Source organism: Rhizobium sp. N324, assembly GCF_001664485.1.
GTDB lineage: Bacteria > Pseudomonadota > Alphaproteobacteria > Rhizobiales > Rhizobiaceae > Rhizobium.
Genome location: NZ_CP013630.1, coordinates 220,651 through 243,173, shown reverse-complemented (window position 1 = coordinate 243,173; position 22,523 = coordinate 220,651). Strand labels below are relative to the sequence as shown.

Genomic DNA, 22,523 nt, shown 5'->3' with positions numbered 1-22,523 from the left:
ATGATCTTTACTGTTGCACGGCTGGTGTCGGCACCGCCTCGATGTTGAAGGCGGCCGCCATCAGCGCCCTGGTGTATTCGTCCTTCGGCGCACGGAAGATTTCCGATGATGGGCCCTGCTCGACCACCTTGCCGAAACGCATGACGATGACATCGTTGGCCAGCGCCTTCACCACCTTCAGGTCGTGGCTGATGAAGAGGTAGGCGAGGTCATGCTTCTTCTGCAGATCGCGCAGAAGATCGACCACCTGGGCCTGCACGCTCATGTCGAGCGCGGAGGTCGGCTCGTCGAGCATGACGAAGCGCGGCTTCAGCACCATGGCGCGGGCAATGGCGATGCGCTGGCGCTGGCCGCCGGAAAATTCGTGCGGATAGCGCCAGCGGGTCAGGGGATCGAGACCGACTTCCTCCAGCGCCCAGCAGACCCGCTGGTCGCGCTCTTCCGATGTCAGCGAGCGCTCATGCACCTTCAGCCCTTCGGCGACGATATCGCCGACCGACATGCGGGGGCTGAGCGACCCGTAAGGATCCTGGAAGACCACTTGCAGCTGGTTGCGCAGCGGCCGCATCTCGCTGAACGAATAGCCGGCTATATCCTTGCCGACGAAGGCGATCCGCCCTTGCGAGGAAATCAGCCGGGTGAGCGCCAGGCCGAGCGTGGTCTTGCCGGACCCGGACTCGCCGACGACGCCGAGCGTCTGTCCGGCGCGCAGCGAAAGATCGATGCCGTCGACAGCCTTCACGTGATCGACGACGCGGCGCATCAGGCCCGCCTTGATCGGGAACCAGACGCGAATGTCGGACCCCTCCATCACCATCGGCTTGGCGGGGTCGGCCAGCGGCGGCTCGCCACGCGGCTCGGAGGCGAGGAGGTGGCGGGTATAGTCGTGCTTCGGATTGGCGAAGACCTCTTCGACCGTTCCGGTTTCGACGATCCTGCCCTTGGTCATGACGCAGACCCGGTCGGCGAATTTGCGCACGATGCCGAGATCATGGGTGATGAACAGCATCGACATGCCGTGTTCGCCCTTCAGCTGCCGCAACAGCTCGAGGATCTGCGCCTGCACGGTGACGTCGAGGGCGGTGGTCGGCTCGTCGGCGATCAGCAGTTCCGGCCGGTTGGCGAGCGCCATGGCGATCATGACGCGCTGGCGCTGGCCGCCTGACAGTTCGTGCGGATAGGCCTTCAATCGCTTTTCCGGCTCGCGGATGCCGACCTGGTTCAACAATTCCAGGATGCGCTGGCGCGCCGGCTGGCCGGTGAGACCCTGGTGCAGCGCCAGGATCTCGGCGATCTGCTTCTCGATCGTATGAAGCGGATTGAGCGAGGTCATCGGCTCCTGGAAGATCATGGTGATGTCGTTGCCGCGCACCTCGCGCAGCGCCCGCTCCGACGCCTTCAACAGGTCCTTGCCCTTGAACAGAATTTCGCCGGAGGGATGGCTTGCCGAGGGATAGGGCAGAAGCTTCAGGATCGAGTTGGCCGAGACCGACTTGCCGGAGCCGGATTCGCCGACAAGTGCCACGACCTCGCCCTTGGCGATATCGAAGGAGATGTGATCGACGGCGAGCGAGGTCTGGCCGCCCTGGTGAAAGGCAACCGAGAGATCGCGGACGGAAAGGAGCGGTTCTGTCATGTCACTCATTGAAACGTCTTCCTCGGGTCGAAGGCATCGCGCACGGCTTCGCCGATGAAGATCAGAAGGGACAGCATGATCGACATGGCGAAGAAGGCCGTCAGCCCGAGCCATGGCGCCTGCAGGTTGCTTTTGCCCTGGGCGATCATCTCGCCGAGCGAAGGGGAGCCAGGCGGCATGCCGAAGCCGAGGAAATCCAGCGAGGTCAGCGTCGTGATCGATCCGGAGAGGATGAAGGGCAGGAAGGTCAGCGTCGCCACCATGGCGTTCGGCAGCATGTGGCGCCACATGATGGTGCGGTTGTTGACACCGAGCGCGCGGGCGGCGCGGACATATTCGAAATTGCGGGCGCGCAGGAATTCGGCGCGCACGATGCCGACGAAGCCGACCCAGGAAAAGAGCAGCATGATGCCGAGCAGCACGAAGAAGCCGGGCGGCAGAATGGCGGCGATGATGAGCAGGATGTAAAGCACCGGCATCGACGACCAGATCTCGATGAAGCGCTGCAGCAGGAGATCGGTCCAGCCGCCGAAATAACCCTGCACGGCGCCTGCCGTCACGCCAATGATCGCCGAGCAGATGGTCAGAGCCAGGCCGAAGAGCACCGATATACGGAAGCCGTAGATGACGCGCGCCAGCACGTCGCGCGCCTGGTCGTCGGTGCCGAGCCAATTGAGATTGCCGAGCGTGCAGGCAGGATCGTTCACCCCTTCAGGATAACCGGAGCACCGCTCCTCCTTGCTCATCAGCCAGAAGGGGGCGGTCGGCGCCGAATGCGGAATGTTTGAGTTGACCGAGCGGTAGGAATAGCGGATCGGCGGCCAGACCATCCAGCCATTGGCATTGATCTCGTCTGCGATCACCGAAGATCGGTAATCGGTCTCGGCGAGAAAGCCGCCGAACTTCTCCTCTGGATAGTCGACCAGAACCGGAAACAGGATCTCGCCCTTGTAGGAGGCGATGATCGGCCGGTCGTTGGCGAGGAATTCGGCAAACAGGCTGAGGATGAACAGCAGTAGGAACAGCCACAGCGACCAGTAACCACGGCCGTTCGCCCGGAAATTCTGCCAGCGGCGAATGTTGGTCGGTGACAGCAGGCCCTTGCGCGGCGGCTTGACGGGTGTGGCGACAGCAGGATTTGCGGCGGCGTCCATCAGACATCTCTCCGCTCGAAATCGATGCGCGGATCGATCCAGGTGTAGATCAGGTCGGAAACCAGGCTGACGACAAGGCCGAGCAGCGAGAAGATGTAGAGCGTGGCGAAGACGATCGGATAGTCCCGGTTGACCACCGAGAGATAGCCGAGGCGGCCGAGGCCATCCAGCGAGAAGATATTTTCGATGAGCAGCGAGCCGGTGAAGAAGGCGGAGATGAAGGCGCCGGGAAAACCGGCGATGATGATCAGCATGGCATTGCGGAACACGTGGCCATAAAGCACCTGCCGCTCATTCAGGCCCTTGGCGCGGGCGGTGACCACATATTGTTTCTTGATCTCCTCGATGAAGGAATTCTTCGTCAGGAGCGTCGTCGTGGCGAAGGCGGCGAGCGACAGTGAGATCAGCGGCAAAGTGAGGTGCCAGAAATAATCGAGCGGCTTCTGCCACCAGGCGAGCTGGTCGAAATTGTCGGAGACCAGGCCACGCAGCGGGAACCAGTCGTAGAACGAGCCGCCGGCGAAAAGCACGATCAGGAGAATGCCGAAGAGGAAGCTCGGCACGGCGTAACCGATGACGATGACGCCGGATGTCCAGACGTCGAAGGTCGATCCATCCCTGATCGCCTTGCGGATGCCGAGCGGGATGGAGATGGCATAGGAGAAGATCAGGATCCAGATGCCGAGCGAGATCGACACCGGCAGCTTCTCCTTGACGAGATCGAGCACGGAGGTATTGCGGAAGAAGCTCTCGCCGAAATCGAAGCGGATATAATTCCACATCATCTCGCCGAAACGCGTCAGCGGCGGCTTGTCGAAGCCGAACTGCTTTTCCAGCTTGGCGATCAGCTCCGGATCGAGGCCCTGGGCGCCGCGATATTTGGAGCCTTCATCGATGCCGCCGCCTGGAAGATCGCCGCCGCCGGACAGGCGCTGGTCGGCACTATCGGCCTGGCCGGTCAATTGGGCGATGACCTGCTCGACCGGCCCGCCGGGGGCGAACTGAATGACGATGAAGGAAATCGCCATGATGCCGACGATGGTCGGGATCATCAAAAGCAGACGGCGAATGACATAGGCGCCCATCAGCCTTCAGCCTCCGGGAATGTATTTCTTGTCTGCCCGCCGTCCAGTCCAATGCCGCTCAATCCGCCAGCCTTCCCTTGCCGGCCCCGCCGGCGTGTCGTGATTCGTTCGTTCCATTTGGAGCCGAGGGCCCCTGCATTGCAAGCCCGCTCATTTTGCCGAGGTGGACCACCAGGCATCGGGGAAGCCAAGGCTGTAGGCCGGAAACTCGGCCGGATGCGTGACAGTGTTCCAATAGGCGATGTTATAGGTATCGCGGTAAAACAGCGGAATGACGTAGTGATTTGCCAGCAGGACCCGGTCCATCGCCTTGATCGCGGCAACCTGCTCATCGCGGTTGGGGGCGAAGATAATCATGCGTATGAGTTCATCCACCGCCGGGTTGGCAATGCCGGCATAATTGTGAGAGCCTTGCTGGTTGACCGAGCCGGATCCCCAATAGTCTGCCTGCTCGTTGCCCGGGTTCATCGTCTCTGCCCAGACATTCCAGATCATGTCGTAATCAAAGCTGCGTTCGCGGTTGACGGCTTGCGAGGCGTCGACCGTGCGCACCCGCGCATCGATGCCGATTTTCTTGAGATTGTTGGCATAGGGCACCGCCCAGCGTTCCAATATGGGGCTCGACAACAGGATCTCGAAACTCATCGGCTGACCGGTCTTGCTATTGACCATGCGATTGTTCTTGATCTCCCATCCAGCTTCTTTCAGCAGTGCAATCGCCTTGCGCAGGTTGTCGCGGCTCTTCTGCGGATCGCCGCCGACCGGATTGGTGTAGGGCGTCGTGAAGACCTCAGGCGGAACCTTGTCCTTCATGGCCTGCAGTATTTCCAGTTCACGTCCCTGCGGCAGGCCGGATGAGGCGAGTTCGGTGTTCCAGAAGTAGCTGTCGATGCGCTTGTAGCTGTTGAAGGCAACGGTCCGGTTCAGTTCCTCGAAATCGAGGCCGTAATTCAGCGCTTCACGGACCCGCTGGTCCTTGAAAAGGTCACGCCGCATATTGGGCACGAGCGCCTGCAGGATGCCGGTGGAGCGTAGCGGATTTGCAACCTCTTCCTTCTTGATGCGCCCTTCCTTCACTGCGGGAAAATCATATCCCGTCGCCCAGCGGGAAGCCGTCGTCTCCTGCCAGTAGTCGCTATTGCCGGCGCGGAAGGCTTCGAACTCGACATCCCGGTCGCCGAAATAAGTGTAGATGATATTGCGGAAATTGTTCTGGCCGACATTCACATTGAGGTCCTTGCCCCAATAGTCGTCACGCAGCTCATAACGGATTGTTGCGCCTGGCGAAAAGGAAGCGATCTTATACGGCCCGGAACCCATCACCGGCTCCAACGTCGTCTTGGTGATGTCGCGCGGCTTGCCATCGGGTCCTGGCGCTTCCCACCAATGTTTCGGCACAATCATCAGCTGGCCGAGAATGTTGGGCAGCTCACGATTGTTCTTCTCGTCGAAGGTGAACGTAACGTCGCGCTCGCCGGTCTTTTCCGCCTTGATAACGTGATGGTAATAGTTGCCGGCAAGGGGGTTCAACTCCTTGGTCTTATCAAGGCTGAAGATGACGTCTTCAGGGGTTACAGGCTGACCATCTGCCCATTTCGCCTCTTTGCGCAGGCGAAAGGTCGCGCTGGAGACGTCAGCGGGATAGGATAATCCCTCGGCAAGCAGACCGTAGGAGACGAGGAGTTCATCATCCGCCGGCTTCATCAACGTGTCGTAGGCAAGCGACAGGCCTACCGCTATCTGGCCTTTTGCCAACAGCGGGTTGAAGGTGTCGAAGGCGCCGCTGGCGGAAAGACGCAGGTCTCCGCCCTTTGGAGCATCGCGATTGACGTAGTCGAAATGCGCAAAGCCCGGTTTGTACTTCATCTCGCTGATGACGGAGCTGCCGATCTGAAAGGGCTGGTCCTGACCCGTTGCCGTCATGGGCGCCAGGACACCCGCCAGCGATACAAACAAACCGATCTTCGACCACAAAGCCGCCATTCACACTTTCCCCTCATTATTGGTGGGTTCGACAATACGAAAAATACAGGCGAAAAACAGGTAAGAGTTTGGTTTTTGCCGGACTCGCGAAAATTTGAGCCATTGGCATCATCCCTCTCGCACTCCTTCCATCCCCGCCCGCCAAAACATCGATTCACCAAAATCACTTTTCACGATAGATTCAAACGCAAATCACTTCTCAAGGAAACAGCATGGCTTTCGGCTTCGCTCAGGCTTTCAGGACATTCGGCAAACTGGCGCTTGCCGGCGCAATCGGCGCAAGCCTTGCCGCCGGCGATGTCGGGGCTGAGCAGAGGACGCCGAGCCCTGGCAGTGCCAAGGGGCAGTTCGGCGCAGTCAGCCTGCCGACGCAGGGCTCGGCGCAGCCGATCGGCTTTTACGCCAAGGGCTGCATGACGGGTGCGGTGGCGCTTCCCACAGACGGGCCGACCTGGCAGGCGATGCGGCTTTCGCGCAACCGCCGCTGGGGCAACCCGGCGATGATCGCGCTTCTGGAACGGTTTTCGCAGGACGGGGTCAAATATGCAGGCTGGCCGGGCATCCTCGTCGGCGACATTGCGCAACCGCGCGGCGGGCCGATGCTCAACGGCCATTCCTCGCACCAGATCGGCCTCGATGCCGATATCTGGTTCACACCGATGCCGGCACGCCACATGACGGCCAAGGAGCGTGAGGACCTGCCGTTCACCACGATGCTGCAAAAGGATAAGTTCCTGACCGTCGACCCCAAGGTTTGGACGCAATCGCGGGCGCGGCTACTGATGCTGGCGGCGAACTATCCCGAGGTGGAGCGCATCTTCGTCAACCCGGCGATCAAGAAGAAGATGTGCGACACCTGGACGGGCGACCGCACCAACCTCGGCAAGCTTCGGCCGATATACGGCCACGACTCGCATTTCCACATCCGCATAAAGTGCCCGCCGGGTGCTGCGGGATGCACGCCGCAGGCGCCTGTTGCCCCCGGCGATGGCTGCGACAAGTCGCTCGCCTATTGGTTCACGCCGGCCCCCTGGGCCGCGCCGAAGCCGCCCAAGCCCGGCGCCAAGCCGCCGAAGCCGCCGCGCGAAATGATGGTTTCCGACCTGCCGAAGGCCTGTGCCGCCGTGCTCGACGCCGCTTCCGTCACCTCTATGCAGGCCGCCACTTATGGCGGACCTTCCGCCGCAAGCGCGCTCACCGCCGCTCCGGCAGCGGAGCCGGCCGCCGATGAGGAAGAAGAATTGCCGGATGTCGGCCCGGTTCCGAACGACAAGCCGGCGATCCAATGAGGGTGCCCGAGGGGCTGGGGCGGGCCGAAGAGGCGCTGTCTTTCAAATCGCAAATTCTTGGTATAGAAGCGGTCAAATCGATTGAATTGCTTGGGCGGAGATTGGGTTCATGGCCGGCGGCAAATGCCTTGCTTTGATTGCACATGACCAGAAGAAAGACGATATGGCGGATTTCGCCCGCGCCAACAGGGATATTCTCTCCGGCTGGAAGATCGTCGCCACCGGTACGACCGGTGGGCGGGTGCTCGATGCCGCTCCGGATCTCGACGTCACCAGATTGAAAAGCGGACCGCTCGGCGGCGACCAGCAGATCGGCGCGCTGATTTCGACCGGCGAGGTCGATGCCCTGATCTTCTTTGTCGACCCGTTGACGCCAATGCCGCACGATGTCGACGTCAAGGCGCTGATGCGGCTCGCCATCGTTTACGATATTCCGATGGCGCTCAACCACGCGACCGCTATAAAACTTCTTCCCACACTCGAAGCCTGATCAGCACGGAACCGGCCATGCCAAAACCGAACCACAGCACCGCTCCGCTGCCCTTCCCGATCCTGATCGGCGATATCGGCGGCACCAATGCCCGCTTCTCCATCCTGACCGACGCCTATGCCGAGCCGAAGCAATTTCCGAACGTGCGCACGGCGGATTTCGCCACGATCGACGAAGCGATCCAGCAAGGCGTACTCGACAAGACAGCCGTGCAGCCGCGCTCGGCGATCCTTGCCGTCGCCGGCCCGATCAACGACGACGAGATCCCGTTGACCAATTGCGACTGGGTGGTGCGGCCGAAGACGATGATCGAAGGCCTCGGCATGGAGGACGTGCTCGTCGTCAACGATTTCGAGGCGCAGGCGCTCGCCGTCGCCGCGCTTTCGGATGAGAACCGCGAACGCGTCGGCGACGCCACCGGCGATATGATCGCGTCCCGCGTCGTGCTCGGGCCGGGCACCGGTCTCGGTGTCGGCGGGCTGGTGCATGCCCAGCACAGCTGGATCCCGGTTCCCGGCGAAGGCGGCCATATCGATCTCGGACCGCGCAGCAAGCGCGACTATCAACTCTTCCCCCACATCGAGACGATCGAAGGCCGCGTCTCGGCCGAGCAGATCCTCTGCGGGCGCGGCCTCGTCAATCTCTACCATGCCATCTGTATCGTCGACGGCATCCAGCCGACGATGAAGGATCCGGCCGACATCACCTCGCACGCGCTTGCCGGCAGCGACAAGGCGGCGATCGAGACCGTGTCGCTGTTTGCCACCTATCTCGGCCGGGTGGCGGGCGACATGGCGATGGTGTTCATGGCGCGCGGCGGCGTTTATCTCTCAGGCGGCATTTCGCAGAAGATCCTCCCGGCGCTGAAGAGACCGGAATTCCGGTTGGCCTTCGAGGACAAGGCGCCACATTCGGCGCTGCTTCGCACCATCCCGACCTATGTGGTGACACATCCGCTGGCAGCGCTTGCCGGGCTTTCTTCCTATGCGCGCATGCCGGCGAATTTCGGCGTCTCGACGGAAGGCCGCCGCTGGCGACGCTGAGCCCGGCGCTCTAGCCAAACCAATCCCAACTCTTTATAGAGCCGGCAAAAGTACGCGTCGCCCCCTGCGCCGCGTTCGGTGCGAGACAGGAAACCCGATTTTTGGAAGCGGCGGAAAGCAGAACGCAGAGCGTCAGCAGTGATACCGTAACCGGCATCCTGAAGCGTATCATCGCTGAAAACGGCCGCGACCATCTCTGGGGCTATGTCTTTGCGATTGCCTGCCTGATCGTGGTGGCGCTTTCGACGGCCTTTACCGCCTGGATCATGCGGGCGATTATCGACGAGGCCTTCGCCAACCGGCGCGCCGACGTCGTCTGGATCATCTGTCTTTCGATCTTCATCGCCTTCGTGCTGCGCGGGTTTGCAAGCTACGGCCAGGCCGTGGCGCTGTCCAAGGTGGGCAACGATATCGTCGCGCGCTACCAGCGCCGGCTCTATTCGCATCTGATGACGCTTTCGGTCGGCTTCTTCAGCGAGGCCCGCTCCGCTCATATCGCCGCGCAGGTCAGCCAGAACGTCAGCGGCATCCGCGACGTGCTCAACCTGACGATCACCTCGTCGGTGCGCGACCTTTTGACCTTCGTTTCGCTGCTGGCAGTAATGATCCTCCAGGATCCATTGCTCAGCCTTGCGGTGTTCATCATGGCGCCGCCGCTGCTTTATGCGCTGCGCTATGTTTCCAAGCGGCTGCGCTCGGCAACGCGCGAGGCGGTGCATTTGAACAGCCACGTTCTCGGCGCCATGCAGGAGACGATCCAGGGCATCGCCATCGTCAAAGCCTTCACGATGGAAGACGAGCTGGAACGCAAGGTCACCAAGCTCATCAAGGGCGCCGAAAACAGGGCGAACCGGATTGCCCGGCTTTCCGAGCGCACCTCGCCGCTGACCGAGAGTTTCGCGGGCTTTGCCGTCGCCAGCGTACTCGCCTATGCCGCCTACCGCTCGATCTATTACAATGTGCCGCCGGGCGCCTTCTTCTCCTTCGTCACGGCGCTGCTGCTTGCCTATGATCCGGCCCGCCGGCTTGCCCGTCTGCAGGTGCAGATGGAGCGGGCCGTCGTCAACGCGCGGATGATCTACGAACTGCTCGACATGGAGCCGCGCCAGCGCGACCTGCCGGATGCAAAGCCGCTGACCGTGACGCAAGCGCGGATCGAATTCCGCAACGTTTCCTTCGGCTACGGCAATGAGAGCGTGCTGAGCGGTGTGAGTTTCATCGCCGAGGGCGGCGCGACCACGGCGTTGGTCGGCCCTTCGGGTGCCGGCAAATCCACGGTCATCAACCTCATTCCGCGCTTTTACGATCCGCGCGAGGGCGAGATCCTGATCGACGGACAGGACATCGCCCACATCACCAAGAAGTCGCTGCGCCATCAGCTCGCCTATGTCTCGCAACAGCCTTACCTGTTCGAGGGCACGATCCGCGACAATATCCGCTATGGCCGGCCGGAAGCGACCGATGCCGAGGTGGAAGCGGCAGCCCGGCTTGCCTATGCACATGACTTCATCTCGGCACAGCCGCAGGGTTACGACACGCCGGTCGGCGAAAACGGCGTGACGCTTTCGGGCGGCCAGCGTCAGCGGCTGTCGATTGCGCGCGCGCTGGTGCGCAATGCGCCGATCCTGCTGCTCGACGAGGCGACCTCGGCGCTGGACACCGAATCCGAAGCGGCCGTGCAGAAGGCGCTCGACGAGGCAATGACCGGACGCACCGTCGTCGTCATCGCCCACCGGCTTTCGACCGTGGTGCGCGCCGACAAGATCGTCGTCATGCAGCAGGGCCGCGTCGTCGAGGAAGGCAATCACGAGACGCTTGCGAAGGTCAGCGACGGTCTTTACGCTCGCCTCAACAATCTGCAGCGGCCTTCGGCTTCCGATTCAAACTGACCTGGTGAGACTGACATGAGCGATGCTGCGATGAAACTGGTGGTGGTTGGCGCAGCCGGGCGCATGGGGCAGACGCTGATCCGGCTCATCCATTCGATCGAGGGCGCCACACTGCATGCCGCGGTCGAACGCAGCGATTCGCCCTTTATCGGCAAGGATGCCGGCGAGATCGCCGGTCTCGGCCCGACGGGCGTGATCATCGGCGACGATCCGCTCCAGGCCTTCCTCGACGCCGAGGGTGTGCTCGACTTCACCTCGCCGGCGGCGACAGTGGAATTTTCAGGGCTCGCCGCGCAGGCCCGCATCGTCCATGTCGTCGGCACCACCGGCTGCTCGGACGACGACAATGCCAGGATCGAGGCGGCAGCTCGCCATGCCCGTATCGTCAAGTCAGGCAATATGAGCCTCGGCGTCAATCTGCTCAGCGTGCTCGCCGAGCAGGCCGCCCGGGCGCTCGAGCCTGCTGATTGGGACATCGAAATCCTGGAAATGCACCATAAGCATAAGGTGGATGCGCCGTCCGGCACCGCCCTTCTGCTCGGCGAGGCCGCGGCCAAGGGGCGCAATATCGATCTCGCCGCCAAATCGGTTCGCATACGTGACGGTCATACGGGCGCCCGGCAAGCCGGAACGATCGGCTTTGCGACCCTGCGCGGCGGCTCCGTCATCGGCGAGCATTCCGTGCTTTTCGCCGGCGAAGGCGAGATCGTCACCCTGTCGCACAGCGCTGCCGACCGCTCGATCTTTGCGCGCGGCGCCATCAAGGCCGCACTCTGGGCGCGCGACAAGAAGCCGGGTCTCTATTCCATGCTCGACGTGCTCGGGCTTTCTTCCCAATAACGACATATCGGAGGCATATTCATGAGCGGAACCCTCGTCCTCGTTCGCCACGGCCAGAGTGACTGGAACCTGAAGAATCTCTTCACCGGCTGGAAGGATCCCGATCTGACGGCGCTCGGCATCGAGGAAGCCAATGCCGGCGGCGCCGCACTTGCCGAATACGGCATCAAATTCGACGTCGCCTATACCTCGGTGCTGGTGCGCGCGCAGCACACGCTGAAGCTCATCCTCGACAAGGTCGGTCAGCCCGATCTCCCGACGATCCGCGACCAGGCGTTGAACGAGCGCGATTACGGCGACCTCTCCGGCCTCAACAAGGACGATGCCCGCGCCAAATGGGGTGAGGAACAGGTGCACATCTGGCGCCGTTCCTACGACGTGCCGCCGCCCGGCGGCGAAAGCCTGCGCGACACCGGCGCCCGCGTCTGGCCCTATTATCTCACCGAAATCCTGCCGCGCGTGCTTCGGGGCGAGAAAGTGCTGGTCGCCGCACACGGCAATTCGCTGCGCTCGCTGGTCATGGTGCTCGACAAGCTGACCAAGGAAGGCGTGCTGGCCCTCAATCTCGCGACCGGCGTTCCGATGGTCTACACGCTGAAGGCGGATTCGACCGTGGCGTCGAAGGAAGTCCTCGGCGACATGTCCGGCGCGCATTGAATGCAATTTGCCTTCCCTGTTCCGACAGGGAAGGCTGCCCTCAGTTCTCAATCGTGAACTGCACTCGGTCGGCCGCAAAGCGGCTGATCGAATATTGCACCGGCACACCGTCAAGATCGGTGTTCATCGCCTTGGCGATCAGCAGGATCGCGCCGGGCGTCAGTTCCAGATCGGCCAGATCGGCCGTATTCGCATGGGCGGCCGTCACTTCGGTCGTCGCACGGACATAGTCCGGCAGGCCAAGATCGGCAAAGGCCTTGGTGATCGACTCGTGCTTGCGATAGGCTTCACCAATCCCGGCGAAGCGCTGGGCGGGAAACCAGCTCGTCGCTTTTGACACCGGCCGCTTGTCCGCCTGACGCAATGTTTCCAGCCGGATCACCTGCTCTCCCTGCTTCAGACCCAGCCAGCGGGCGACCTCGGCGCCTGCTTCCTCCTGCACCTCATCGAGCAGTAGGCTGCGCATCTCGCGCGCCTGGTCGCCGATGCCTGACGTGAAGCGGGTGCGCCGGGTGATCGGGAAATTCAGCCGCTCCTTGCGCTCGATCAGCGTGCCGCGACCTTGTACCGCGCGGACGATCCCCTCCTGCGCCAAGGCCGCCAGGGCGCTGCGCACCGTGTGCCGGTTGACGCCGAATTGCAGCGCCAGGACCGTTTCCGGCGGCACCATTCCGGTTTCGTCATAGGCTCCATTGCCGATCGCCTCACGAATCCGGTCGGCAATCTGGCGCCAGAGCGCCACGCCGGTCTGCCTTTGCACCTGCTTCAATCCCGCCATTCCGCCCCCATTCCCGTGCCCGATGTCACACGCTTGTCACGACATCGATTTAAGCGTAGGTATAGCTTGTATGGTTGTCTATATCAATAGATATTTAAGAGGAAGTGGCGATGATATCGGCGGACAGGACAGACGCTGCGTCACAGACGGCATCCGGGCGCAAACGCGCCGCCGATCTGCTGGCGCGCGCGGAACGCAGCGAACTCCAGGCAGTCTGGGATGCCTTGCCGGAAAAGCCCGCAACGCATCCGGTGCGCGGGCCGCAGACCGGGTTGGTGATGGTGCGCGGCCGCATCGGCGGCGGCGGCGCCCCCTTCAACCTCGGCGAAGTGACGGTGACCCGGGCCACGGTCCGGCTCGACTCCGGCTCTGTCGGACATGCCCAGGCGCTCGGCACCGACCGTGAGAAGGCCCGGCTTGCGGCGATCTTCGACGCACTCTGGCAGGAGGAGGCGACCAAGGATTTCGTCGAACGGGCGCTGCTTTTACCGATCGCTGAGCGGATCGCCGCTGCCGAACGCCGCAAGGCGGAGGAGACGGCGGCGACCCGCGTCGACTTCTTCACCATGGTCAGGGGAGACAACTGATGGGCCTGAAGACAGAAGCTCTCACCGGCGGTTTTGCCGACCCGGTCTTCCACGCCCAGAGCGTTTTCAAAATGCTGATGGACGGCATGGCCCGCCCCGGCACGATCCAGACCGTCCAGCCCGAGGCTGCGCCGCCTCTGCCGCTCGGCGTTGCCGCGGGCGCGATCGCTCTTACACTTTGCGACCACGACACGCCGGTCTGGCTTTCCCAGGGGTTGGCGAAATCGGCCGTGCCGGAGTGGCTCGGTTTCCACACCGGCGCGCCGCTGACCACGGAGAAGGCCGAGGCGCGTTTCGCCTTCACGGAAGCGGGCACCGCGCTTTGTCCCTTCAGCCTCTTCGCCTCAGGCACGCAGGAATATCCCGACCGTTCGACGACGCTCGTGATCGAACTTTCCGAACTCGAAGGTGGGCGCAGGCTGGCGCTGATGGGTCCCGGTATTCAGAGTGTGACGGAAATTGCGCCTGTCGGCCTGCCGGAGACTTTCCTGCGGCTCTGGACCGAGAACCGCGCGCTCTTCCCGCGCGGCATCGACATCGTGCTGACATCGGGCGGGCGTTTTCTCTGCCTGCCGCGCACCACCAAGATCACAGCAACGGAGATCTGAGCTCATGTATGTTGCCGTCAAAGGTGGCGAGGCCGCCATCGCCAATGCCCACCGCCTGCTGGCCGACCGCCGCCGCGGCGACCGTTCGCTGCCGGCGATCGGCATCGACCAGATCGTGGCGCAGCTGGCCCTCGCCGTCGACCGGGTAATGGCCGAAGCCTCGCTTTTCGACCGCACCCTCGCCGCCCTCGCGGTGCGCCAGTCGCGAGGCGACATGATCGAGGCGATCTTCCTTCTGCGCGCCTACCGCACGACGCTGCCGCGTTTCGGCTATTCCAGGCCGCTCGACACGGCTGATATGACGATCGAACGACGCATCTCGGCGACCTACAAGGATCTGCCGGGCGGCCAGCTTCTCGGGCCTACCTTCGACTATACGCACCGTCTGCTCGATCCCTCCCTGCTTTCAGACGAGGCGGTCGAGGCGCCCGCCCAGCGCGCCGCCGAGGCCGGCCGCGTCATGCGCGTCTCCGAGATCCTCGGCGAGGAAGGCCTGATCGAGGCTGACGGCGACATGCCCGAAGATCACCAGATCGGCGACCTGACCCGCGAGCCGATGGAATTCCCTATGACCCGCGATCTGCGCCTGCAGGCGCTCGCCCGCGGCGACGAAGGATTCCTGCTGGCGCTCGGTTATTCCACCCAGCGCGGCTACGGCCGTAACCACCCCTTCACCGGCGAAATCCGCATCGGCGAGGTCGAGGTGGAATTCGACGTGCCGGAACTCGGCTTTGCCGTCTCGCTCGGCACGATCCAGGTCACCGAATGCCAGATGGTCAACCAGTTCAAGGGGTCGGCCAAGGCGCCGCCGCAATTCACCCGCGGCTACGGCCTGGTTTTCGGCCAGAGCGAGCGCAAGGCGATGGCGATGTCGCTGGTCGATCGCGCATTGCGGGCTGAAGAGCTCGGCGAGGATATCACTGCGCCGGCCCAGGACGAGGAATTCGTCATCTCCCATTCCGACAATGTCCAGGCGACCGGCTTCGTCGAACACCTGAAACTTCCGCATTATGTGGACTTCCAGGCCGAACTCGATCTCGTCCGCCGCATGCGCCGCGAATTCGAAGCCGCCCGCAACGCCGGCGAAGACATGAAGGAAGCCGCCGAATGAGCGATCTGGCCAGCTACAACTTCGCCTATCTCGACGAACAGACCAAGCGGATGATCCGCCGCGCCATCCTGAAGGCGATCGCCATTCCCGGCTATCAGGTGCCTTTCGCCTCGCGCGAAATGCCGATGCCCTACGGCTGGGGCACCGGCGGCGTGCAGGTGACGGCCTCGATCATCGGGCCCGACGACGTGCTGAAGGTCATCGACCAGGGCGCCGACGACACGACCAATGCCGTTTCCATCCGCGCTTTCTTCCAGAAGGTCGCCAATGTCGCGGTGACGACGCATACCGGCGAGGCGACGATCATCCAGACGCGCCACCGCATCCCCGAGGAAAAACTGAAGGCCGGTCAGGTACTCGTCTACCAGGTGCCGATCCCCGAGCCGCTGCGCTTCCTTGAGCCGCGCGAGACCGAGACCCGCAAGATGCATGCGCTCGAGGAATACGGCCTCATGCATGTGAAGCTCTACGAGGATATCGCCCATAACGGCCGGATCTCCAGGACCTACGCCTATCCGGTGAAGGTCCACGGCCGCTACGTGATGGACCCGTCGCCGACGCCGAAATTCGACAATCCGAAGATGCACATGTCGGAGGCGCTGCAGCTCTTCGGCGCCGGCCGCGAGAAGCGCATCTATGCGGTTCCGCCCTATACCGACGTCGTCAGCCTGGATTTCGAGGACTATCCCTTCGACATCCAGCGCTTCGACAAGCCCTGCGCCCTTTGCGGCGCTGAAGATGTCTATCTCGACGAAGTGGTTCTCGACGACAAGGGCGGGCGCATGTTCGTCTGCTCCGACACCGATCATTGCGAAGACCGCCGCGCGCAGGGGCATGCCGGCGAAATGCTGGCCCGGGAGGCTGCAGAATGAGCGATATCCCGCTTCTCAAAGTCCACGACGTTTCGAAATTCTACGGCAACCGCATCGGCTGCCGCGACGTTTCCTTCGATCTCTGGCCGGGCGAAGTGCTGGCCATCGTCGGCGAATCCGGTTCCGGCAAGACGACGCTGCTGAACTGCCTCTCCACCCGGCTGCTGCCAAGCACCGGCAGCGTCGAATACCACATGCGCGACGGCAGCTACCGCGATCTCTACCGGATGAACGAGGCCGAGCGGCGCTTCCTGATGCGCACCGATTGGGGCTTCGTGCATCAGAACCCGGCCGACGGCCTGCGCATGGCGGTGTCGGCCGGCGCCAATGTCGGCGAAAGGCTGATGGCAATCGGCGACCGGCATTATGGCAAGATCCGCGCCTCCGCGATCGACTGGCTGGAACGGGTCGAGATCGACGCCGACCGCATCGACGACCAGCCGCGCGCCTTTTCCGGCGGCATGCGCCAGCGCCTGCAGATCGCCCGCAACCTCGTCACCGGCCCGCGCCTTGTCTTCATGGACGAACCCACAGGCGGCCTCGACGTCTCGGTGCAGGCGCGCCTGCTCGATCTGGTGCGCGGCCTCGTCAACGATCTCGGCCTCTCGGCGATCGTCGTCACCCACGATCTCGCCGTCGCCCGCCTGCTCTCGCACCGGATGATGGTGATGAAGGACGGCTACGTCATCGAACACGGGCTTACCGACCGGGTGCTCGACGATCCGCGCGAACCCTACACGCAGCTGCTGGTCTCCTCGATCCTGCAGGTCTGAGCAATCGGTGCAAACCAGGAAAGAAGACATCATGCCAACGCCCCTCGTCGTTTCCGAAGTCTCGAAGAGCTTCACCATGCATCTGCGCGACGGCATCCGGCTGCCCGTCGTTTCCAATGTCGCCTTCTCGGTCGCCTCAGGCGAATGCGTCGTGCTCGGCGGCCCATCGGGCGTCGGCAAGAGTTCGCTGCTGAAGATGATCTACGGCAATTACGCCGTCGATACCGGCCAGATCCTCATCCGCCACGACGGGCGCATCGTCGACCTCGCCGCCGCCGACCCGCGCACCGTGCTCCACGTCCGGCGCCATACGCTCGGTTACGTCAGCCAGTTCCTGCGCACCGTGCCGCGCGTGGCGGCAATCGACGTGGTCGCCGAACCGCTGGTGGCGCGCGGCGAAGACGCCGTCGCGGCACGGGAGAAGGCCGGCGCCCTGCTTGCCCGGCTCAACCTGCCGGAAGCGCTCTGGCAACTCCCGCCCGCCACCTTCTCCGGCGGCGAACAGCAACGCGTCAACATCGCCCGTGGCTTCATCACCGAGCACAGAATCCTGCTCCTCGACGAACCCACCGCCTCGCTCGACGCCAGGAACCGTGCCGTCGTCGTCGGCATGATCGAGGAGAAGAAGCAGGCGGGCGTCGCCCTTCTCGGCATCTTCCACGACGAAGAAGTCCGCGAGGCGGTCGCCGACCGCATTCTCGACGTCCAGCTCTTCTCTCCCGGAAAGATCGCCGCATGAGCCGCAAGCTGGGCATTGAACCCTCTATCCACGAGACAGCCTCGGTCAGCGAGTCCAGCTTCGGGCGCTTTACGGAGGTTTCCGAACGCTGCCGCATCAGCGAAGCCACCTTCGGCGACTATTCCTACATCATGCAGGACGGCTCCATCTGGTGCGCGACGATCGGCAAGTTCGTCAATATTGCCGCCGCCGTGCGCATCAACGCCACCAACCATCCGACCTGGCGCGCGACACTGCATCATTTCACCTATCGCGCCGCCGACTACTGGCCGGACGGCGACATGGAGGAAGACTTCTTCGCCTGGCGGCGCGCAAACCGGGTGACGATCGGCCACGACGTCTGGATCGGCCATGGGGCGACGCTCCTGCCGGGCATCAGCGTCGGCAACGGCGCGGTGATCGGCGCCGGCGCGGTCGTCTCGAAGAATGTCGCGGCCTACTCGATCGTCGGCGGGGTGCCGGCTAAATTGATCCGCGAGCGCTTTTCGAAAGCGGTCGGCGAGCGCATGGACAGGCTTGCCTGGTGGGACTGGGACCATGACCTTCTGCGCCAGGCGTTGCAGGATTTTCGCAACCTGAGCGCGGAAGATTTTCTAGCGAGATATGGTGGCTAAACCTCCGATATAGGCGCTGAGAATTGTGACACGAACTACACAAATATGACACGCGAGGTTCATCAAGCGGGACTAATGCGATCCTGACCAAAGGCCTGGATCGCAAGGGAAGAGCATGATGTTCGAGCTCAAGAATGTCACACGCCGTTTCGGAAAAAAGCTCGCCGTCGATTCCATCACGCTCGCCATCCCGCAGGGCCAGATGGTCGGCATCATCGGCCGTTCCGGCGCCGGCAAGTCGACGCTCTTGCGGATGATCAACCGGCTGCAGGAGCCGAGCTCCGGCACCATTCATTTCGCCGGCGTCGAGGTTTCCGGGCTTCGCGGCGGGGCGCTGCGCAACTGGCAACGCGACTGCGCAATGATCTTCCAGCAGTTCAACCTGGTGCCGCGCCTCGATGTTCTCACCAATGTCATGCTCGGCCGCCTCAACCACCGCTCGACGCTTCTCAGCCTGCTCAACATCTTCACCCGCGAAGAACGTGTATACGCCATCGCAGCCCTCGAACGCCTCGGCATCGAACAGACGGCACTACAGCCGGCCGGCACGCTTTCCGGTGGCCAGCAGCAGCGCGTGGCGATTGCGCGGGCGCTGATGCAGAGCCCGAAGATGGTGCTCGCCGACGAGCCGATCGCCTCGCTCGATCCGCTGAACGCCAAGATCGTCATGGATGCGCTGCGCGACATCAACGAGCGCGAGGGCATCACCGTCATCACTAACCTCCACACGCTCGATACCGCCCGCAACTATTGTGAGCGCATCGTCGGCATGGCCGGCGGCCGCGTCGTCTTCGACGGCAAGCCGTCGGAGCTGACCGCCGAGGCGGTGAAGGCGATCTACGGGACAGACAAGGACGGCGCCGGCATCGACGAAACGATGACCTCGACGTCGATCAACATCGCTCCCGAGCGGGCAGACAATCAACCCGCCGGCGTCCAACCGCTGGCGCTGGCCGGCCTCTGAGCGAGGCGGCCGCGATCGAGCGCCCGCGTCAAGGGCACACTTCTTCGTAACGGGAGACCGGGGAATACCGGTCAATAGGAGAGACACATGTTGAAGAAAGCACTCTTTGCGGCAACGGCGCTCTTCGCGCTCGCCGGCGCCGCCAATGCTGCAGATCTCAAGGAATTCCGCATCGGCATCCTCGGCGGCGAAAACGAAACCGACCGCCTGCGCAATTATGCCTGCCTCGCCGACCACCTGAAGCAGGAATTCGGCTTCGAGAAGGTCTCGCTGTTCCCGGCCGCCGATTATGACGGCGTCATCCAGGGCCTGCTCGGCGGCACGCTCGACTTCGCCGAACTCGGCGCTTCGGGCTACGCAGCCGTCTACATCAAGGATCCGAAGGCTGTCACGCCGATCCTCACGACGCAGCAGAAGGATGGTTCGACCGGCTACCACTCGATCGGCCTCGCCCTGAAATCATCCGGTATCAAGACCATCCAGGACGCCAAGGGCAAGAAGCTCGGCTACGCCGATCCGGACTCCACCTCGGGTTATCTCGTTCCGCTGACGCAGATCCCGAAGGACACGGGCATGCCGAACGACAAGTTCTTCGCTTCCACGCAGTTCAATGGCGGCCACGAGAACAACCTTCTCGCCGCTTATGACGGAAAGGTCGACGTCGCCGTCGACGACTCGTCGGGCATCGGCGATTTCAAGGACGGCTACACCTCGGGCACGTTCCGCAAGGAAGTCGACAAGGGCGCCGTCGATCCGAACAAGCTGGTTGAAGTCTGGCGGTCGCCGCTGATCCCGAACGGCCCGCTCGTCGTTCGCAACGCTCTCGGTGAGGATTGGCAGACGAAGCTTGCAGCCTTCTTCACGGCGCTGCCGGAAAAGGATCACAAGTGCTTCGCCGCGATCGAAGGCGGCGACTACAAGGGCTATGCCCCCGTTAAGCACGAGTTCTACAACACCGTCGTCGAAGTCCGCAAAGCTGCCATCGGCGGCTGATCGGCCTCTTGAATGCGGGGCGGCCGGAAACGGCCGCCCTTCTTTGTAACCGGGCGAGGCGTCCATGACTGTTGCCGATACACAGCCGCAGATGCAGAGCACCAGGGAGATCCGCACCGCCTGGGAGCGGATGGTCGCCAGGCGCCGCTTCTACACCATCCTCGGCCTGGTTATTCTGATTGCGGCTTTCGCAAGCTCCGTCCGCTTCGCCGACGAGAGCAATGCCGGCCATTTCTTCGACCGCCTGCCGCATCTTTTCGATTTCCTGAGCTGGCTCATCCCTAAGGATTGGAACGACGTCTGGCGCGCGCTGTTCGACATAGCGAGCGTGAACGACAAGGGCGGGGAGGAATTCAATTTCGACAAGGGCCGCGTCTATATCTCAGGCGCCTTCTACATTCCCGAATATTTCGAGCTGATGATCGTGACGATCAACGTGGCGCTGATCTCGACGATCGTCGCCTTCGTCTTTGCCGTTCCCTTGAGCTTCTTTGCCGCGCGCAACCTGACGCGTTCATGGCCGCTGCGCATCTTCACCAAACGCCTGATGGAATTTTTGCGCGCCTTCCCCGAGATCGTCATTGCCGGCCTGTTTTCGGCGATCCTGTCGATCGGGCCGGTCGCCGCCATCATCGCCATCACCCTGCACACGATCGGCGCGCTCGGCAAACTTTTCTACGAGGTGGCCGAGAATATCGACATGAAGCCGCATGAGGGCATGAAAGCGGTCGGCGCCAACTGGTGCGAGCGCGTGCGCTTCGCCGCCCTGCCGCAGGTGCTGCCGAACTTCACCTCCTATGCGCTGCTGCGGCTCGAGATCAACGTGCGCGCCTCGACCATCATCGGCGCCGTCGGCGGCGGCGGCATCGGCGAAGAATTGAAGCTGTCGATCTCGCGCGGCTTCGGCGCCAAGACGATGGCGCTCGTTCTGCTGCTGTTCGTGACGATCGTCGCCGTCGACCAGTTCTCAGCATGGCTGCGTCGCCGCCTCGTCGGCGAGCACGCCTTCCTCCTGCAACATTGAGGCCGCCATGACGGTGATCGACGCCAACCGGATGCACGAGATCGAAGCGCACTATCCGGAATATTTCCACCGCTCGTTCCGCCAGCGTTTCGGCGGGCTGATGATCCTGATCGCGACGCTGCTCTACAGCCTCTATGCCGTCTGGTTTTTCGACCTGCCCAAGCTGTTCGCCGAAGCCCATTGGGAGCGCGTCGGCATCTATCTCAGCCAATGGGTAAGCTACGACGTTCAGCCGGAATTCCGCATTAAGGACGACGGCTCGATCGAAGTGCGGTATCCGCGCTTCTCGCCGCTCGGCGACAATCCCCATCCCGACTGGCTCGTCGACAATCCCGATGACAGCATCACCGTTTCGATCAGCGGCGCCAGCCGCACCGTCACGGTCTCGAAGAGCCAGACGATCGTCACCGCGCATGGCATCAGCGTCCCCGTCGAGGTCACGAGCGGTGCGCCTAAGGTGGTCGGGCCAGTGCCCGGCTGGATGACCGTCTATGACGACAATGTGCTTGCCGATCTCGGCTTTGCCGGCAATGTCAGCATTTCCGTCGACCGGGTGAAAATCCGCAAGCGTTTCATCGGCTGGGCGAATTTCGTCTTCGACACGCAATCGTCCTTCTTCGACAAGCCGATCGGCGAGGTCGTCAGCCTCATCGTCTCGGGGCCGCGCATCAAGCCCGACCAGTCCAACCTGTCGCTCGCCTTCGACGACATCTGGAACAACAGCGAATGGCAGCATGGCGACGTCTGGACCAAACTTTTCCAGACGATCGTCATGGCATTCCTCGGAACGCTGCTGGGGTCGCTCGCCGCTTTCCCGCTCGCCTTCCTGGCGGCACGCAACATCACGCCGAACCGGCTCCTCAATCAGATCCTCAAGCGTTTCTTCGATTTCCTGCGGTCGGTCGACATGCTGATCTGGGCGCTGTTCCTGACCCGCGCCCTCGGCCCCGGCCCGCTTGCCGGCAGCGGCGCGATCTTCCTCACCGAGACCGGCACGCTCGGCAAGCTCTATTCCGAAGGGCTGGAAAATATCGACAACAAGCCACGGGAAGGCATCCAATCAACCGGCGCTCAAACCGTGCTGGTCCATCGTTACGGCATTATGCCGCAGATCGTTCCCGTCATCGTCAGCCAGACGCTCTACCAATGGGAATCGAACGTGCGTGGTGCAACGATTATCGGCGCCGTCGGCGCCGGCGGCATCGGTCTCAAACTCTGGGAGGCGATGCGCACCAACGCCAACTGGGAAAACGTCGCCTACATGGTCATCCTGATCCTGCTCGTCGTCTTCCTTTTCGACGCCGCCTCGAACGCGCTGCGCCACCGGCTGATGGGCACGAAAACCCACTGAGCCATCGGCCGGAAAGGCTGTGGCGGCGCTGCCGCCATCATCA

22 protein-coding genes are annotated in these 22,523 nt (G+C 62.8%); 17 read left to right on the top strand and 5 right to left on the bottom strand.

Going from position 1 to position 22,523, the window contains the following annotated elements:
- Positions 1–7: 7 nt before the first annotated feature.
- The 4 genes from AMK05_RS01110 to AMK05_RS01095 form a co-directional block, all read right to left on the bottom strand.
- Positions 8–1,645 (bottom strand): ABC transporter ATP-binding protein, encoded by a 1,638-nt coding sequence (locus tag AMK05_RS01110; protein ID WP_064835780.1) that lies wholly within the window; start codon positions 1,643–1,645, stop codon positions 8–10.
- Entirely contained in the window at positions 1,642–2,790 is a 1,149-nt protein-coding gene (locus AMK05_RS01105) for an ABC transporter permease (RefSeq protein ID WP_064835778.1), read from the bottom strand. The genes AMK05_RS01110 and AMK05_RS01105 overlap by 4 nt, the downstream gene beginning before the upstream one ends.
- Positions 2,790–3,875: a microcin C ABC transporter permease YejB gene (locus tag AMK05_RS01100; protein WP_064835776.1), complete on the bottom strand. Its 1,086-nt coding sequence runs from the start codon at positions 3,873–3,875 to the stop codon at positions 2,790–2,792. The genes AMK05_RS01105 and AMK05_RS01100 overlap by 1 nt, the downstream gene beginning before the upstream one ends.
- A gap of 150 nt (positions 3,876–4,025) precedes the next feature.
- Positions 4,026–5,858 (bottom strand): extracellular solute-binding protein, encoded by a 1,833-nt coding sequence (locus AMK05_RS01095; RefSeq protein WP_064835774.1) that lies wholly within the window; start codon positions 5,856–5,858, stop codon positions 4,026–4,028.
- A gap of 212 nt (positions 5,859–6,070) precedes the next feature.
- Between AMK05_RS01095 and mepA the strand changes: the two genes are divergently transcribed.
- From mepA to AMK05_RS01065, 6 genes are all read left to right on the top strand, one after another.
- Positions 6,071–7,147: a penicillin-insensitive murein endopeptidase gene (gene mepA / locus AMK05_RS01090; protein WP_064835772.1), complete on the top strand. Its 1,077-nt coding sequence runs from the start codon at positions 6,071–6,073 to the stop codon at positions 7,145–7,147.
- Positions 7,148–7,256: 109 nt separating this feature from the next.
- Complete coding sequence (locus AMK05_RS01085) at positions 7,257–7,637, top strand: methylglyoxal synthase (protein ID WP_064835770.1); 381 nt, start codon at positions 7,257–7,259, stop codon at positions 7,635–7,637.
- Between the two features lie 17 nt (positions 7,638–7,654).
- Positions 7,655–8,680, top strand: a complete 1,026-nt coding sequence (locus AMK05_RS01080; RefSeq protein ID WP_064835768.1) for a glucokinase — start codon at positions 7,655–7,657, stop codon at positions 8,678–8,680.
- Positions 8,681–8,781: 101 nt separating this feature from the next.
- On the top strand, positions 8,782–10,569 hold the full coding sequence (locus AMK05_RS01075; protein WP_064835767.1) for an ABC transporter ATP-binding protein: 1,788 nt from the start codon (positions 8,782–8,784) through the stop codon (positions 10,567–10,569).
- 15 nt (positions 10,570–10,584) lie between these two features.
- Positions 10,585–11,409, top strand: coding sequence for a 4-hydroxy-tetrahydrodipicolinate reductase (gene dapB, locus AMK05_RS01070; RefSeq protein ID WP_064835765.1), 825 nt, complete (start codon positions 10,585–10,587; stop codon positions 11,407–11,409).
- A gap of 21 nt (positions 11,410–11,430) precedes the next feature.
- Entirely contained in the window at positions 11,431–12,066 is a 636-nt protein-coding gene (locus AMK05_RS01065; RefSeq protein ID WP_064835763.1) for a 2,3-bisphosphoglycerate-dependent phosphoglycerate mutase, read from the top strand.
- Positions 12,067–12,106: 40 nt separating this feature from the next.
- On the opposite strand, the gene phnF is transcribed toward AMK05_RS01065, so the two are convergent.
- On the bottom strand, positions 12,107–12,844 hold the full coding sequence (gene phnF, locus AMK05_RS01060; protein WP_064835761.1) for a phosphonate metabolism transcriptional regulator PhnF: 738 nt from the start codon (positions 12,842–12,844) through the stop codon (positions 12,107–12,109).
- Between the two features lie 110 nt (positions 12,845–12,954).
- Here phnF and phnG point away from each other — a divergent pair, with 110 nt between their 5' ends.
- From phnG to phnE (AMK05_RS01005), 11 genes are all read left to right on the top strand, one after another.
- Entirely contained in the window at positions 12,955–13,431 is a 477-nt protein-coding gene (gene phnG / locus AMK05_RS01055; protein WP_064835759.1) for a phosphonate C-P lyase system protein PhnG, read from the top strand.
- Entirely contained in the window at positions 13,431–14,039 is a 609-nt protein-coding gene (gene phnH / locus AMK05_RS01050; protein WP_064835756.1) for a phosphonate C-P lyase system protein PhnH, read from the top strand. Before phnG ends, phnH begins: the two co-directional genes overlap by 1 nt.
- A 4-nt stretch (positions 14,040–14,043) precedes the next feature.
- The gene (locus AMK05_RS01045) at positions 14,044–15,150 is read left to right on the top strand and encodes a carbon-phosphorus lyase complex subunit PhnI (protein ID WP_064835754.1); all 1,107 of its coding nucleotides are present in this window, start codon (positions 14,044–14,046) and stop codon (positions 15,148–15,150) included.
- A complete protein-coding gene (locus AMK05_RS01040) occupies positions 15,147–16,022 on the top strand; it encodes an alpha-D-ribose 1-methylphosphonate 5-phosphate C-P-lyase PhnJ (protein WP_064835752.1) in 876 nt (291 codons plus the stop codon). Before AMK05_RS01045 ends, AMK05_RS01040 begins: the two co-directional genes overlap by 4 nt.
- Positions 16,019–16,795 carry a phosphonate C-P lyase system protein PhnK gene (gene phnK / locus AMK05_RS01035; RefSeq protein ID WP_064835750.1) on the top strand — a complete coding sequence of 259 codons (777 nt, stop codon included), beginning with the start codon at positions 16,019–16,021 and terminating at the stop codon, positions 16,793–16,795. Before AMK05_RS01040 ends, phnK begins: the two co-directional genes overlap by 4 nt.
- 31 nt (positions 16,796–16,826) lie before the next feature.
- Positions 16,827–17,534 (top strand): phosphonate C-P lyase system protein PhnL, encoded by a 708-nt coding sequence (gene phnL / locus AMK05_RS01030; RefSeq protein ID WP_064835748.1) that lies wholly within the window; start codon positions 16,827–16,829, stop codon positions 17,532–17,534.
- Positions 17,531–18,148, top strand: coding sequence for a DapH/DapD/GlmU-related protein (locus tag AMK05_RS01025; RefSeq protein ID WP_064835746.1), 618 nt, complete (start codon positions 17,531–17,533; stop codon positions 18,146–18,148). The genes phnL and AMK05_RS01025 overlap by 4 nt, the downstream gene beginning before the upstream one ends.
- Positions 18,149–18,266: 118 nt before the next feature.
- Positions 18,267–19,112 carry a phosphonate ABC transporter ATP-binding protein gene (gene phnC, locus AMK05_RS01020; protein WP_064835744.1) on the top strand — a complete coding sequence of 282 codons (846 nt, stop codon included), beginning with the start codon at positions 18,267–18,269 and terminating at the stop codon, positions 19,110–19,112.
- An 87-nt stretch (positions 19,113–19,199) separates the two neighbouring features.
- The gene (phnD, locus tag AMK05_RS01015) at positions 19,200–20,105 is read left to right on the top strand and encodes a phosphonate ABC transporter substrate-binding protein (protein WP_054182174.1); all 906 of its coding nucleotides are present in this window, start codon (positions 19,200–19,202) and stop codon (positions 20,103–20,105) included.
- A 64-nt stretch (positions 20,106–20,169) separates the two neighbouring features.
- Positions 20,170–21,129: a phosphonate ABC transporter, permease protein PhnE gene (gene phnE / locus AMK05_RS01010; protein WP_064835742.1), complete on the top strand. Its 960-nt coding sequence runs from the start codon at positions 20,170–20,172 to the stop codon at positions 21,127–21,129.
- A gap of 7 nt (positions 21,130–21,136) precedes the next feature.
- Entirely contained in the window at positions 21,137–22,480 is a 1,344-nt protein-coding gene (phnE, locus tag AMK05_RS01005; RefSeq protein WP_064835740.1) for a phosphonate ABC transporter, permease protein PhnE, read from the top strand.
- The last annotated feature ends 43 nt before the right edge of the window (positions 22,481–22,523 follow it).

Bases quoted from the DNA above. Each gene is read 5' to 3' on its own strand.
- phnD (WP_054182174.1), top strand. From the start codon at position 19,200: ATGTTGAAGAAAGCACTCTTTGCGGCAACGGCGCTCTTCGCGCTCGCC.
- dapB (WP_064835765.1), top strand. From the start codon at position 10,585: ATGAGCGATGCTGCGATGAAACTGGTGGTGGTTGGCGCAGCCGGGCGC.
- AMK05_RS01065 (WP_064835763.1), top strand. From the start codon at position 11,431: ATGAGCGGAACCCTCGTCCTCGTTCGCCACGGCCAGAGTGACTGGAAC.
- phnC (WP_064835744.1), top strand. From the start codon at position 18,267: ATGTTCGAGCTCAAGAATGTCACACGCCGTTTCGGAAAAAAGCTCGCC.
- AMK05_RS01100 (WP_064835776.1), bottom strand. From the start codon at position 3,875: ATGGGCGCCTATGTCATTCGCCGTCTGCTTTTGATGATCCCGACCATC.
- AMK05_RS01040 (WP_064835752.1), top strand. From the start codon at position 15,147: ATGAGCGATCTGGCCAGCTACAACTTCGCCTATCTCGACGAACAGACC.
- phnE (WP_064835740.1), top strand. From the start codon at position 21,137: ATGACGGTGATCGACGCCAACCGGATGCACGAGATCGAAGCGCACTAT.
- AMK05_RS01045 (WP_064835754.1), top strand. From the start codon at position 14,044: ATGTATGTTGCCGTCAAAGGTGGCGAGGCCGCCATCGCCAATGCCCAC.
- AMK05_RS01025 (WP_064835746.1), top strand. From the start codon at position 17,531: ATGAGCCGCAAGCTGGGCATTGAACCCTCTATCCACGAGACAGCCTCG.
- phnF (WP_064835761.1), bottom strand. From the start codon at position 12,844: ATGGCGGGATTGAAGCAGGTGCAAAGGCAGACCGGCGTGGCGCTCTGG.
- mepA (WP_064835772.1), top strand. From the start codon at position 6,071: ATGGCTTTCGGCTTCGCTCAGGCTTTCAGGACATTCGGCAAACTGGCG.
- AMK05_RS01110 (WP_064835780.1), bottom strand. From the start codon at position 1,645: ATGAGTGACATGACAGAACCGCTCCTTTCCGTCCGCGATCTCTCGGTT.
- AMK05_RS01105 (WP_064835778.1), bottom strand. From the start codon at position 2,790: ATGGACGCCGCCGCAAATCCTGCTGTCGCCACACCCGTCAAGCCGCCG.
- phnE (WP_064835742.1), top strand. From the start codon at position 20,170: ATGACTGTTGCCGATACACAGCCGCAGATGCAGAGCACCAGGGAGATC.
- AMK05_RS01080 (WP_064835768.1), top strand. From the start codon at position 7,655: ATGCCAAAACCGAACCACAGCACCGCTCCGCTGCCCTTCCCGATCCTG.
- AMK05_RS01085 (WP_064835770.1), top strand. From the start codon at position 7,257: ATGGCCGGCGGCAAATGCCTTGCTTTGATTGCACATGACCAGAAGAAA.
- phnL (WP_064835748.1), top strand. From the start codon at position 16,827: ATGCCAACGCCCCTCGTCGTTTCCGAAGTCTCGAAGAGCTTCACCATG.
- phnH (WP_064835756.1), top strand. From the start codon at position 13,431: ATGGGCCTGAAGACAGAAGCTCTCACCGGCGGTTTTGCCGACCCGGTC.
- AMK05_RS01095 (WP_064835774.1), bottom strand. From the start codon at position 5,858: ATGGCGGCTTTGTGGTCGAAGATCGGTTTGTTTGTATCGCTGGCGGGT.
- phnK (WP_064835750.1), top strand. From the start codon at position 16,019: ATGAGCGATATCCCGCTTCTCAAAGTCCACGACGTTTCGAAATTCTAC.
- phnG (WP_064835759.1), top strand. From the start codon at position 12,955: ATGATATCGGCGGACAGGACAGACGCTGCGTCACAGACGGCATCCGGG.